Source organism: Pseudomonas sp. 102515 (assembly GCF_031085165.1).
Taxonomy (GTDB): domain Bacteria; phylum Pseudomonadota; class Gammaproteobacteria; order Pseudomonadales; family Pseudomonadaceae; genus Chryseomonas.
Window position 1 is genome coordinate 339,709 of sequence record NZ_JAVHTY010000005.1, and the last position, 13,481, is coordinate 353,189.

The window sequence follows — 13,481 nt, forward strand, 5'->3', positions numbered from 1 at the left end:
GGAGCCCACGATGCTGGAAAAAGTCCTGATCGCCAACCGCGGGGAAATCGCCCTGCGCGTGGTGCGTGCCTGCAAGGAGCTGGGCATCAAGACGGTGGCGGTTCATTCCACCGCCGACCGCGAACTGATGCATCTGTCCCTCGCCGACGAATCGGTGTGCATCGGCCCGGCCCCCTCGCCCCTGTCCTACCTGAACATCCCGGCCATCATCAGTGCCGCGGAAGTCACCGGCGCCACCGCCATCCACCCCGGCTACGGCTTTCTCGCCGAGAACGCCGACTTCGCCGAGCAGGTGGAGCAGTCCGGTTTCGCCTTCGTCGGCCCCACCGCCGACGTGATTCGCCTGATGGGCGACAAGGTGTCCGCCAAGAACGCCATGAAGCAGGCCGGCGTACCTACCGTTCCGGGCTCCGACGGCGCCCTGCCGGATGACGAGGCCGAGTGCCTGCGCATCGGCCGCGAGGTCGGCTATCCGGTGATCATCAAGGCCGCCGGTGGCGGCGGTGGTCGCGGCATGCGCGTGGTCGAGGACGAGGCCGAGCTGATCAAGTCGATCAAGCTGACCCAGACCGAAGCCGGCGCCGCCTTTGGCAATTCCATGGTCTACATGGAGAAGTTCCTCGGCAATCCGCGTCACGTGGAAGTCCAGGTGCTCTCCGATGGCCAGGGCAACGCCGTGCACCTCTATGACCGCGACTGCTCGCTGCAGCGCCGTCACCAGAAGGTCATCGAGGAGGCGCCTGCGCCCCAGATCGACGAGAAGGCCCGCGAAGAGGTCCTGGCGCGCTGCGTCAAGGCCTGCATCGACATCGGCTACCGGGGCGCCGGCACCTTCGAGTTCCTCTACGAAGACGGCCGTTTCTACTTCATCGAGATGAACACCCGCGTACAGGTGGAGCATCCGGTGACCGAGATGATCACCGGTGTCGACATCGTCAAGGAGATGCTCAGCATCGCCGCTGGCAACCCGCTGTCGATCAAACAGGAAGACATCAAGATCACCGGTCACGCCATCGAGTGCCGGATCAACGCCGAAGACCCCAAGACCTTCATGCCCTCCCCGGGCCTGGTCAAGCACTACCATGCCCCGGGCGGCAACGGCGTGCGGGTGGATTCGCACCTGTACAGCGGCTACAAGGTTCCGCCGAACTACGATTCGCTGATCGCCAAGCTGATCACCTGGGGCAAGACCCGCGACGAGGCCATGGCCCGGATGCGCAACGCCCTGGACGAGCTGATCGTCGACGGCATCAAGACCAACGCCGATCTGCACCGGATGCTGACCCGCGACCAGGCCTTCGGCCAGGGTGCGGTGAACATCCACTATCTGGAGAAGAAGCTCGGCATGCGCCACTAAGGACGTGACGGCTGCGCGTCGGCCAGGCTGCGTTGGAAATCGCCTCGGAATGCTCATTTACCCTGTGTAAACTGCGCTTCCTCAGCGATTGCCGCCTTGCCTGACCTAGCTCGCTCGCCCCGTCGGCTTCTTACCTAGTGAACGGGCTGCCCTCGGGCAGCCCGTTTTCATTTACCCTCCCCGCTTTGACCCGATTCAGGTAGCCCACCATGTCCTGGCTGCAAGTCCGCCTCGCCCTCACGCCCGCCCAGGCGGAAACCTACGAAGACCTCATGCTCGAACTGGGCGCCGTCTCGGTGACCTTCATGGACGCCGAGGACCAGCCGATCTTCGAGCCGGATCTCGGCACCACCCCGCTGTGGTCCCAGACCCACCTGCTGGCGCTGTTCGAAGGCGATACCGATGCCGCGGCCCTGGAACAGCGCGTGCAGCTGCTGGCCAACGGCCTGACCTACGAAGTGGAACGGCTGGAAGACCAGGAGTGGGAGCGCAGCTGGATGGACAACTTCCAGCCCATGCGCTTCGGCCAGCGGCTGTGGATCGTCCCCAGCTGGCACGAGGCCCCGGAACCCGACGCGGTCAATCTGCTGCTGGATCCGGGCCTGGCCTTTGGCACCGGCACCCATCCCACCACCTCGCTGTGCCTGCAGTGGCTGGACGGCGAACCGGTCGCAGAGCGGCAGGTGCTGGATTTCGGCTGCGGCTCGGGCATCCTCGCCATCGCCGCCCTGCTGCTGGGCGCCGAGCGCGCCGTGGGCACCGACATCGACGTCCAGGCCCTGGAAGCCTCGCGGGAGAACGCCAACCGCAACGGCATCGACCCGGCACGCTTTCCGCTGTACCTGCCCGCCGATCTGCCAGGCGAGCCGGCCGACGTGGTCGTCGCCAACATCCTCGCCGGTCCGCTGGTCGGCCTGGCCGAGCAGATCACCCGCCTGACCCGCATCGGCGGTCGTCTGGCCCTCTCCGGCATCCTCGCCGAGCAGGCCGAGGACGTCCGCGCCGCCTACGCCGGTTGCTTCGACCTGGAACCCACCGCCACCCTCGACGGCTGGGTACGCATCAGCGGGACCCGCCGCCGCTGATCCGCCGTGACGCTACCGGTCCGCTCACCCGGCGGCCCGGTGGAGGCCCTTCTTTCGCCAGGGCCTTCGGGTACACTAGCGCGCTTCACTCCCTGGCTGTCGCCTCGCCATGACCGAATCCCTCGTCGCCCAGTGTCCGCATTGCCATACCCGCTTCCGTGTCACCCAGGAACACCTGGCCGCCGCGGATGGCGACGTACGCTGTGGCGTCTGCCTGGAAGTGTTCAACGCCAGCAACCAGGCCGCGCCCCTGACGGCACCGGAACCCGCGCCACCCGTGGCGGAGCCGGCGCCCAGCGAAGCGGCCTGGCCCCATGACGAACTGGACCTGAGCCACCTGGAGCTGGACGCCGAGGTCGCCCGCCTGGGCGCCCTGGAAGAACAGCGTCGCGCGCCGGTCGCTCCGCTGGCGCCTCCCGCCGTAGCCGCACCGCCTGCCGTGCCCACGCCGCGCGAAGAGCCGGCACCGGCCCTGGGGCTGGCTGCCCGCCGCCCCCAGGACGACGAAGAGGCCTACGAGCTGCCGTCGCTTGGCGCCGTATCCGTCGAGCGTGAACCCGAACCGGAGTCGCTGCGACTGCAGGCCGAGCCCGAGGCGGAGCCTGAGTGCGAGCCACGGCCGCCATCCCTTACCGCCGCCGAGCCGGAACCGCAGCTCGAACCCGAGACCGCCTTCGCGCCGGAGCCCGAGCCCGCCATCAGCCCCTTGCCTGCCGCCGCAGCGGCGGCGGCGGCGCTCGCTGCCGTGCACGCCCCGCTCAAGCCTGCCCCGGCCACGCCGCCCGCGCCCCTCACCGCTACGCCGACCGAACGCCAGGAGCCAGCGCTCGGCCGCGTCGAGGCCGACGAAGACGAACGCGCCGAACCCGGCCTGGGCCGCCTCGACGACTGGCAGGAGCCGACTGCCGAATCCCTCAGCGCCGATCGCGACAGCGACGACGAGCCGCTGCAGGCCAAGGCCGCGAGCGGCCTGCGCAGCGAACCCGAATGGCAGGACGATCCGCTGCTGGATCTGCACGACGATCCACTGCAATTGGACAGCCAGCCACGGCGCCCACACTGGGGTCGTCGCCTGCTGTGGATCCTGCTCTGCCTGCTGGCGCTGCTTGGCCTGGGCGGCCAGTACGTCTATTACCACTTCGACGAACTGGCGCGGCAGGACAGCTATCGCCCACTGTTCGTCCAGGCCTGTGCGAGCCTGGGCTGCAAGGTGCCGTCCAAGGTCGATGTGCAGCAGATCCGCAGCAGCAACCTGGTGGTGCGCAGCCACCCGCAATTTTCCGGTGCCCTGCGCGTCGATGCCATCCTCTACAACCGGGCCCCCTTCTCGCAGCCCTTCCCGCTGCTGGAATTGCGCTTCGCCGACCTCAATGGCCAACTGCTCGCCAGCCGCCGTTTCAAGCCGGGCGAATACCTGAACGGCGAACTGAAAGGCCAGGACGAGATGCCGCCGCAGACGCCGATCCACATCGCCCTGGACATCCTCGACCCCGGTCCGCGCGCCGTGAATTACAGCCTGAGCTTCTTCTCGCCGGAGTAGCTCCAGGGTGAATTGCTCATAAACTAGCCAACTCGCGCTTTATCCGGAGGCGGCGAGCGGGTATCATTCCCAACCCTTTTCAAGCACAGCAGCCCCTGTCCGCGGCCGGTTTCCGGCGCAGGCGGAACAGGCGCCTATTCGCCAGGGAAAAAGATATGTCGATGGTACGCATCGGCCCTTATACCTTGCCCAATCCGCTGGTTCTCGCGCCCATGGCCGGGGTCACCGACCTGCCCTTCCGCCGCCTGTGCCTGGCACTCGGCGCCGGCATGGCCGTGTCGGAAATGGTGACCAGTGACGTGCGGCTCTACGACAGCCGCAAGTCGCGGCTGCGCCTGATCCACGCCAGCGAGCAGGAACCGCGTTCGGTGCAGATCGCCGGCGGCGATCCGGCGATGCTGGCCGAGGCGGCCCAGCGCAATGTCGAACTGGGTGCCCAGATCATCGACATCAACATGGGCTGTCCGGCGAAAAAGGTCTGCAACAAGGCCGCCGGCTCCGCGCTGATGAAGGATGAGGTCCTGGTGGCCGAGATCCTCGCCGCCGTGGTCGCCGCCGTGGACGTCCCCGTGACCCTGAAGATCCGCACCGGCTGGAATCCCGAGAATCGCAACGGCCTGCGCGTCGCGCAACTGGCCGAAGCCGCCGGCATCCAGGCCCTCGCCGTGCATGGCCGCACCCGGGACGACCGTTTCCTCGGCGCCGCCGAGTACGACACCATCGCCGCCATCAAGCAGGCGGTCGGCATCCCGGTGTTCGCCAACGGCGACATCGACAGCCCGGAAAAGGCCCGTTGGGTACTCCAGCACACCGGCTGCGACGGCCTGCTGATCGGTCGCGCCGCCCAGGGTCGGCCCTGGATCTTCCGCGAGATCGCCCATTACCTGGCGACCGGCGAACACCTGGCGGCGCCCGATGATGCCGAGGTAGAAGCCATCCTGCTGGAGCACCTCGACGCCCTGCATGCCTTCTATGGTCCGGAAATGGGCGTGCGCATCGCCCGCAAGCACGTCGGCTGGTACCTGGCCGACCGCCCGGGCGCCGCGGAATCGCGCGCCCAGTTCAACCGACTGCAAGACACCCAAGCCCAGCACGCCAGCATTCGCGCGTTCTTCGCGCAGCCCCCGATCGGGAAGCAGGTGGCATGAATTCGATGACCGAGACTTTGACTGGAACAGCGCCCGTGAGCGACAACGGCGACCTCAAGCAGCACCTGACCGCTCCCCTGCAGGAGGGCCAGACGCTGCGCGACAGCGTGGAAAAGGCGCTGCGCAGCTACTTTGCCCATCTCGATGGGCAGCCGGTGACCGACGTCTACAACATGGTGCTCTGCGAAGTGGAAGCACCCCTGCTCGAAAGCGTGATGAATTACGTCAAGGGCAACCAGACCAAGGCGTCGGAGATGCTCGGGCTCAATCGCGGCACCCTGCGCAAGAAGCTCAAGCAGTACGACCTGCTCTGATCCGCCTCCTCGCCGGCGGCCCAGAGGCTCGACCGGCGGTCTTTCTCCTCCTGATGGACATGACCATGACCGACCAGACCTCTCGCCTCCCCGTCCGCCGTGCGCTGATCAGCGTGTCCGACAAGACGGGCGTCGTCGACTTCGCCCGTGAACTCGCGGCCATCGGCGTGGAAATACTGTCCACCGGCGGCACCTACAAACTGCTGCGCGACGAAGGCATCCCGGCAGTGGAAGTCGCCGACTACACCGGCTTCCCGGAGATGATGGACGGTCGCGTCAAGACCCTGCATCCGAAGATCCATGGCGGCATCCTCGGTCGTCGCGGCGTCGACCACGAGGTGATGAACGAACATGGCATCCGTCCTATCGACCTGGTCGCGGTCAATCTCTACCCCTTCGCCGCCACCGTGGCCAAGCCCGGCTGCAGCCTGGCCGACGCCATCGAGAACATCGACATCGGCGGCCCGACCATGGTCCGCAGCGCGGCGAAGAACCACAAGGACGTCGCCATCGTGGTCAATGCCAGCGACTACGCGGCCATCCTCGACGACCTCAAGGCCGGCGGCCTGACCTATGCCCAGCGCTTCGACCTGGCACTCAAGGCCTTCGAGCACACCGCCGCCTACGACGGCATGATCGCCAACTACCTGGGTAGCATCGACCAGCAGGCCGAGACCCTGTCCACCGAAGGCCGGGCCGCCTTCCCGCGCACCTTCAGCGCCCAGTTCATCAAGGCGCAGGACATGAGATACGGCGAGAACCCGCACCAGCAGGCCGCCTTCTATGTCGAGCACGCCAGCGAAGCCTGCGTGGCGACCGCTACCCAGCTGCAGGGCAAGGAGCTGTCCTTCAACAACGTCGCCGACACCGATGCCGCCCTGGAAACCGTGAAGAGCTACGGGGAGCCGGCCTGTGTCATCGTCAAGCACGCCAACCCCTGCGGCGTGGCCGTGGCCGGCGACATCCGCCAGGCCTATGAACTGGCCTATGCCACCGACAGCGAGTCGGCCTTCGGCGGTATCATCGCCTTCAACCGCGAACTCGACGCCGAGACCGCGCGCGCCATCGTCGAACGCCAGTTCGTCGAGGTGATCATCGCCCCGCGCGTCAGCGCCGAGGCCCGCGACGTAGTGGCGGCCAAGGCCAACGTCCGCCTGCTGGAGTGCGGCGAATGGCCCGCCGAGCGCAAGCCCGGCCTGGACCTCAAGCGTGTCAACGGCGGTCTGCTGGTGCAGAGCCGCGACATCGCCATGATCACCGCCGACGACCTCAAGGTCGTGACCCAGCGTGCGCCCAGCGAGCAGGAGCTGCAGGACCTGATCTTCGCCTGGAAGGTGGCCAAGTTCGTCAAATCCAATGCCATCGTCTACGCCAAGGGCCAGCAGACCGTGGGCATCGGCGCCGGCCAGATGAGCCGCGTCAACTCGGCACGCATCGCCGCCATCAAGGCCGAACACGCCGGCCTGACCGTGGCCGGCGCGGTCATGGCCTCGGACGCCTTCTTCCCCTTCCGTGACGGCATCGACAACGCCGCGGCCAATGGCATCACCGCGGTGATCCAGCCGGGCGGCTCCATGCGCGACACCGAAGTCATCGCCGCTGCCGACGAAGCGGGCATCGCCATGGTCTTCACCGGCATGCGCCACTTCCGCCACTAAGGTTCGCCCCGCCGAAGGCACTGGGCCTTCGGCGTCGACTCCATCGTCAACGGCGGATGGCCGCGTGCGGTCCGCCCAGAGGAAAGCTTCATGAATGTACTCATCATCGGCAGCGGCGGTCGCGAACACGCCCTGGCCTGGAAGGTCGCCCAGGACACCCGGGTCACCAAGGTCTACGTCGCCCCCGGCAACGCCGGCACCGCCACCGAAGCCAAGTGCGAGAACGTCGCCCTCGACGTCCTGGCCCTGGACCAGTTGGCCGACTTCGCCGCCGCCAACGTCGAGCTGACCATCGTCGGCCCCGAGGCGCCCCTGGTGGCCGGCGTGGTCGATCTGTTCCGCAGGCGCGGCCTGCCCTGCTTCGGCCCTACCGCCGGCGCTGCCCAGCTGGAAGGCTCCAAGGCCTTCACCAAGGACTTCCTGGCCCGGCACCAGATCCCCACCGCCGCCTACGCCAACTTCACCGCGGTGGAGCCGGCCCTGGCCTATCTGCGCGAGCAGGGTGCGCCCATCGTGATCAAGGCCGACGGCCTGGCCGCCGGCAAGGGCGTGATCGTCGCCATGACCCTGGCCGAAGCCGAGGACGCGGTGCGTGACATGCTCTCCGGCAATGCCTTCGGCGATGCCGGTGCGCGGGTGGTGATCGAGGAATTCCTCGATGGCGAGGAAGCCAGCTTCATCGTCATGGTCGATGGCAAGCACGTGCTGCCGATGGCCACCAGCCAGGACCACAAGCGCGTTGGCGACGGCGACAGCGGTCCCAACACCGGCGGCATGGGGGCCTACTCCCCGGCACCGGTGGTGACCGCGGCGGTCCACGACCGGGTCATGCGCGAGATCATCGAGCCCACCGTGGCCGGCATGGCCAGCGAAGGCAATGTCTACACCGGCTTCCTCTATGCCGGTCTGATGATCGACCAGAGTGGCGCGCCCAAGGTCATCGAATTCAACTGCCGGTTCGGCGATCCCGAGACCCAGCCGGTGATGCTGCGCCTGCAGTCCAGCCTGGTGCTGCTGGTGGAAGCCGCCCTGGCCGAGGCCCTCGACAAGATCGAAGCCTGCTGGGATCCGCGCCCGAGCCTGGGCATCGTCCTGGCCGCCGGCGGCTATCCGGGCGACTACGCCAAGGGTGACGCCATCGCCGGCCTCGCGGCCGCCGCAGCGCTGCCGGGCAAGGTGTTCCACGCCGGCACCAGCCTGCGCGACGGTCAGGTCGTCACGGCCGGCGGTCGGGTATTGTGCGCCACGGCCCTGGGCGAAACGGTCTCCGCCGCCCAGCAGAACGCCTATGCGCTGGCTCGGGAAATCACCTGGAATGGCTGCTTCTACCGCAGCGACATCGGCTACCGCGCCATCGCTCGCGAGCGACAGTGAAGCTCGCCTAAGGGATCGGCCTGTTACACTGTTACGTCAACAGACGTGACGGGCTGATCTATACTTGACGTCCGCATTTGCGAAGGGAACTCTCGTGCACCGGCTCTGGATCGCCATAGGCTTTGTGGTCAGCTGGCTGCTGTTGCTGCTGGTGGCCAATTCCGTGCAGGCCGAGAATTCGCCGGATGCGGGCTGGGCGCAGTACGAGGACGTCACCGGCGAATTCTCGCTCGATGATGTCCGTGATCGGCTGTCCGCCTTCAAACCGCTGACCACCGCCAGGGCCCACCGCCCGGCCGGTCCCGGTGCGCTCTGGCTGCACACCCGCATCCAGCCCGATACCCAGCAGCGTCTGCTGCGCATCATCTCGCCCAACGTCGGCTATCTGGATTTCTTCGCCTATCGCGACGACCAGTTGCTCAGCGAGATCCGCGATGGCCTGTCGCGGCCGCTGCTCAACCCCCAGCAACTCAGTCGCGACTTCGTCTTTCCGATTCCGCAGAGCGATCAGCCACTCGACCTCTTCCTGAGATTCGAATCGCCCCAGCCGATGCGGATCGCCCTGACCCTGAGCAGCAGCGCCGAAGCCGAGATCACCCATCGCCTGGTGATGTTCGGCGTGCTGCTCGGCTGCCTGGCCATGCTGGCGCTGTACAACGGCGCCCAGCTGCTCTACCACCGCAGTCGCGCCACCAGCGCCCTTACCCTGCTGCTGGTGATGCTGGTCTGCGTGGCCCTGAACATCTTCGGACTGAGCAAGTTCTTCCTAGGAACCTTCAAGGGCCAGACGCCGCTGCTGACCGATCTGTCGGTGCTGGCCTGCAGCGCCGCCGGGCTGAATCTCGTGGGTGCCTTCTTCGGCTGGCGGCGGCTGCCGCTCTGGGTCCGTCGCACGCTGCGCAGCCTGCTGGCACTGGTCGGCCTGGCCGCCGTGGTGCGCATTGGCGCCGGCGAATTCTATGTCGGCGACTGGCTGATGGCGGTCAATGGCCTGGCGCTGTTCGCCTGCCTGACCATCGCCCTGGAGCGCTGGCACCAGGGCGCCAACTATGCGCGCCTGCTGGTGATGAGCTGCACCCTGCTGGCCCTGGCCGGGCTGATCGCGCTGCCGATCCTGGCCGGCTATGCCAATCCGCCGGTATGGATGGGCCGCGGCCTGATCGCCAGCTGCATGCTCAGCGGCATCCTGCTGACCCTGGCCCTGGAGGAGCGGCGTCGTTATCTGCGCGAAGAGCATTTCACCCGCACCCGCGACAGAGCCGCCGACCATGCGGAGCTCAAGGGCAAGGCCGAATTCCTCTCGCGCATCAGTCACGAGATCCGCACCCCCATGAACGGCGTGCTGGGCATGACCGAATTGCTGCAGGGCACGGCGCTGTCGGCCAAGCAGCGCGACTATGTGCAGACCATCCACAGCGCCGGCGCGGAGCTGCTCAATCTGATCAACGAGATCATCGACATCACCCGCCTGGAAAGTGGCCAGATCGAACTCGAGGAGGTCACCTTCGACCTCAATGCCCTGCTCGACGACTGCCTGGACATCTTCCGGCCGCGCGCCGAGGAGCACCGGGTCGAACTGCTCAGCTTCATCCAGCCCCAGGTGCCCCGCCGTTTCATCGGCGACCCGACCCGCCTGCGCCAGATCCTGCTCAACCTGTTGGAAAACGCCTTCCAGCGTACCGAGGAAGGCGAGATCCTGCTGGTGATCTCCCTGGAAGAGGCCACCGGCCAACCGCCGCGCCTGCGCATCTCGGTGCAGGACAGCGGCACCCCGCTGGACGCGGCGCTGAGTCGCCAGCTGCTGTCCACCCACCTCGACCGACGCGACTTCCTCGCCAGCGACACCGACAGCCTGGATTTCGGCCTGATCATCGCCCGCCAGCTGGTGCTGCTGATGCAGGGCGACTTCGGCATCCAGAACAATGCCGAGGGCGGTTCCAGCTTCTGGATCAGCCTGCCCATCCCGGCGCAGGCGCTGGTCCTGTCGCGCGGCGACAGCGACTATCCGCTGCAGGACGTGCGGGTGCTGGTGGTCGACGACAACGAGCTCTGCCGCAAGGTCCTGCAGCAGCAGTGCAGCGCCTGGGGCATGCAGGCGGTGACCGCCGCCTCCGGGCGCGAGGCCCTGGCCCTGCTGCGCACCCAGTCGCACCTGCGGGAATACTTCGACGTGGTGCTGCTCGATCAGCAGATGCCGGGCATGACCGGCATGCAGCTCGCCGCGCGCATCAACGAAGACGAGAATCTCAACCACGATCTGCTGCTGATCATGCTCACCGGTCTGAGCAATGCGCCGAGCAAGGTCATCGCCCGCAACGCCGGCATCAAGCGGGTGCTGGCCAAGCCGGTGGCCGGCTATACCCTCAGAGCCACCCTGGCCGACGAACTGTCGCGCCGCGGCCAGCGGGTCAGCGAGCCCGAGCCCCAGGAACAGCCCAGCGGCATTCCCAGCGACTTCCGCGTGCTGGTGGCCGAGGACAACAGCATCTCGGTCAAGGTGATCCGCGGCATGCTGAAGAAGCTCGGCGTCGAACCCGATACCGTGAGCAACGGCCTGGAGGCCTTCGAAAAGCTCCAGCAGAACACCTATGACCTCATCCTGATGGATTGCGAGATGCCCCTGCTGGACGGCTTCGGCGCCACCCGCCGGCTACGCGCCTGGGAACAGCAGAATCATCGTTCGCGCACCCCGGTGGTGGCCCTGACCGCGCATATCCTCGCCGAGCACAAGGATCGCGCCCAGGAGGCCGGCATGGACGGCCACATGGGCAAGCCGATCGAACTCTCGCAACTGCGCGAACTGCTGCTCTACTGGGCCGAGCGGCGGCGCCTGGACGTGACCCGCGGCGGACTCAAGGCGACTCCTTGAACCTGTCCTCGACGTAGGTGATCCGGGTCTTGCCGTGGGGCACCGGATTGCCTTCCTCGTCGAGATTGACGAAGACGATCTTGTCGATGGTGAGGATGCTCTTGCGGGTGATCTTGTTGCGGACCTCGCATCTCAGGGTGATGGAGGTACGACCGAACTCGGTGGCGGTGATGCCCAGCTCGATGATGTCGCCCTGACGCGAGGCGCTGATGAAGTTGATCTCCGAGATGTACTTGGTGACCACCTTGGGATTTTCCAACTGCACGATGGCGTAGATCGCCGCCTCCTCGTCGATCCATTTCAGCAGACTGCCGCCGAACAGGGTGCCATTGGCGTTGAGGTCTTCGGGTTTCACCCACTTGCGGGTATGGAAGTTCATCAGGGCTCCTTGAATTTCCAGGGGGTTGGGACATCGGATCAGGGTGCGCGCGGTAGATTCCGATCGACATGAGGCAGAGCGCCACCCTTTGGGTTTATCGCGATCCTCGTTATACTGCCCGCGCATCGCGGCCACCAGGCCGCCCCGCCTTCCGTTCGAGGGGCGCTGCAGCACGCTGCGTTATCCCATCCTAGCCGACCCGCCGCTGGCGCGGGCATCACGGCCGGCATGACGTCAGACGTTGTCAGGCTCGAACGGAGCGTTATCAGAACGCATCAACGGCGCCCATTCGCACCTAACGAATGGAGACTCTTCAATGAGCGCTGTCCTCACGCCTGCCGCTTTCAACGATTTCAAGGTCGCCGACATCTCCCTGGCCGACTGGGGTCGTCGCGAAGTCATCATCGCCGAATCGGAAATGCCCGCTCTCATGGCGCTGCGTGGCAAGTACGCCGGCGAGCAACCCCTGGCCGGTGCCAAGATCCTCGGCTGCATCCACATGACCATCCAGACCGCCGTGCTCATCGAGACCCTGGTGGCCCTGGGCGCCGAAGTGCGCTGGTCCAGCTGCAACATCTTCTCCACCCAGGACCAGGCCGCGGCCGCCATCGCCGCCGCCGGCATCCCGGTGTTCGCCTGGAAGGGCGAGACCGAAGCCGAATACGAGTGGTGCATCGAGCAGACCATCCTCAAGGACGGCCAGCCCTGGGACGCCAACATGGTGCTGGACGACGGCGGTGACCTGACCCAGATCCTGCACGACAAGTATCCGCAGGTGCTGGAGCGCGTACACGGCATCACCGAAGAGACCACCACCGGCGTGCACCGCCTGCTGGACATGCTCAAGGACGGTACCCTCAAGGTCCCGGCGATCAACGTCAACGACTCGGTCACCAAGAGCAAGAACGACAACAAGTACGGCTGCCGCCACAGCCTCAACGACGCCATCAAGCGCGCCACCGACCACCTGCTGTCCGGCAAGCAGGCGCTGGTGATCGGCTACGGCGACGTGGGCAAGGGCTCGGCCGCCTCGCTGCGCCAGGAAGGCATGATCGTCAAGGTCTCGGAAGTCGACCCGATCTGCGCAATGCAGGCCTGCATGGACGGCTACGAGCTGGTCTCGCCCTATGTCGACGGCCTGAACGACGGCACCGAAGCCTCCGTGGATCGCGCCCTGCTGGGCAAGATCGACCTGATCGTCACCACCACCGGCAACGTCAACGTCTGTGACGCCAACATGCTCAAGGCGCTGAAGAAGCGCGCCCTGGTGTGCAACATCGGTCACTTCGACAACGAGATCGACACCGCCTTCATGCGCCAGCACTGGGGCTGGGAAGAGGTGAAGCCGCAGGTGCACAAGATCCACCGTACCGGCCTGACCGTCGATTCGGCCAACGACGACTACCTGATCCTGCTGGCCGAAGGCCGTCTGGTGAACCTGGGCAACGCCACCGGCCACCCCAGCCGCATCATGGATGGCTCCTTCGCCAACCAGGTGCTGGCGCAGATCCACCTGTACCAGGAGAAGTTCGCCGACCTGCCGGTCGCCGAGAAGACCGCCAACGTCACCGTCATGGTCCTGCCCAAGAAGCTCGACGAAGAAGTGGCGCTGGAAATGGTGAAGGGTTTCGGTGGCGTGGTGACCCGCCTGACCGAAGCTCAGGCCAAGTACATCGGCGTGACCCAGGAAGGCCCCTTCAAGCCCGACAGCTACCGCTACTGATGGCCAGGCCACCCGCTCCCCGGAGCGGGTGGCC

Annotated in this window: 10 protein-coding genes and 1 riboswitch; of the genes, 9 read left to right on the top strand and 1 reads right to left on the bottom strand. The window is 66.5% G+C overall.

Annotated elements, in window-relative coordinates; genetic code table 11:
- The first annotated feature begins 10 nt into the window (after positions 1 to 10).
- The 8 genes from accC to RCF34_RS20190 all read left to right on the top strand — a co-directional run bounded on the left by accC (position 11) and on the right by RCF34_RS20190 (position 11,345).
- Positions 11 to 1,357 carry an acetyl-CoA carboxylase biotin carboxylase subunit gene (accC, locus tag RCF34_RS20155; protein ID WP_145007496.1) on the top strand — a complete coding sequence of 449 codons (1,347 nt, stop codon included), beginning with the start codon at positions 11 to 13 and terminating at the stop codon, positions 1,355 to 1,357.
- Positions 1,358 to 1,566: 209 nt separating this feature from the next.
- Positions 1,567 to 2,442: a 50S ribosomal protein L11 methyltransferase gene (gene prmA, locus RCF34_RS20160; RefSeq protein ID WP_308709763.1), complete on the top strand. Its 876-nt coding sequence runs from the start codon at positions 1,567 to 1,569 to the stop codon at positions 2,440 to 2,442.
- Positions 2,443 to 2,551: 109 nt separating this feature from the next.
- Positions 2,552 to 3,982: a DUF3426 domain-containing protein gene (locus tag RCF34_RS20165; RefSeq protein ID WP_308709764.1), complete on the top strand. Its 1,431-nt coding sequence runs from the start codon at positions 2,552 to 2,554 to the stop codon at positions 3,980 to 3,982.
- A gap of 155 nt (positions 3,983 to 4,137) precedes the next feature.
- Positions 4,138 to 5,130: a tRNA dihydrouridine synthase DusB gene (dusB, locus tag RCF34_RS20170; RefSeq protein ID WP_308709765.1), complete on the top strand. Its 993-nt coding sequence runs from the start codon at positions 4,138 to 4,140 to the stop codon at positions 5,128 to 5,130.
- The gene (gene fis / locus RCF34_RS20175) at positions 5,127 to 5,444 is read left to right on the top strand and encodes a DNA-binding transcriptional regulator Fis (protein ID WP_059313470.1); all 318 of its coding nucleotides are present in this window, start codon (positions 5,127 to 5,129) and stop codon (positions 5,442 to 5,444) included. The genes dusB and fis overlap by 4 nt, the downstream gene beginning before the upstream one ends.
- Positions 5,445 to 5,509: 65 nt before the next feature.
- Positions 5,510 to 7,102, top strand: coding sequence for a bifunctional phosphoribosylaminoimidazolecarboxamide formyltransferase/IMP cyclohydrolase (gene purH / locus RCF34_RS20180; RefSeq protein ID WP_308709766.1), 1,593 nt, complete (start codon positions 5,510 to 5,512; stop codon positions 7,100 to 7,102).
- 90 nt (positions 7,103 to 7,192) lie between these two features.
- A complete protein-coding gene (purD, locus tag RCF34_RS20185; protein WP_308709767.1) occupies positions 7,193 to 8,476 on the top strand; it encodes a phosphoribosylamine--glycine ligase in 1,284 nt (427 codons plus the stop codon).
- A 94-nt stretch (positions 8,477 to 8,570) separates the two neighbouring features.
- Positions 8,571 to 11,345: a response regulator gene (locus RCF34_RS20190; protein ID WP_308709768.1), complete on the top strand. Its 2,775-nt coding sequence runs from the start codon at positions 8,571 to 8,573 to the stop codon at positions 11,343 to 11,345.
- On the opposite strand, the gene RCF34_RS20195 is transcribed toward RCF34_RS20190, so the two are convergent.
- Positions 11,329 to 11,724: an acyl-CoA thioesterase gene (locus RCF34_RS20195; protein WP_064309293.1), complete on the bottom strand. Its 396-nt coding sequence runs from the start codon at positions 11,722 to 11,724 to the stop codon at positions 11,329 to 11,331. The genes RCF34_RS20190 and RCF34_RS20195 overlap by 17 nt on opposite strands.
- A 151-nt stretch (positions 11,725 to 11,875) precedes the next feature.
- A riboswitch (S-adenosyl-L-homocysteine riboswitch) is annotated at positions 11,876 to 12,018 on the top strand.
- A 22-nt stretch (positions 12,019 to 12,040) separates the two neighbouring features.
- Here RCF34_RS20195 and ahcY point away from each other — a divergent pair.
- Complete coding sequence (gene ahcY / locus RCF34_RS20200; RefSeq protein WP_208693809.1) at positions 12,041 to 13,447, top strand: adenosylhomocysteinase; 1,407 nt, start codon at positions 12,041 to 12,043, stop codon at positions 13,445 to 13,447.
- The last annotated feature ends 34 nt before the right edge of the window (positions 13,448 to 13,481 follow it).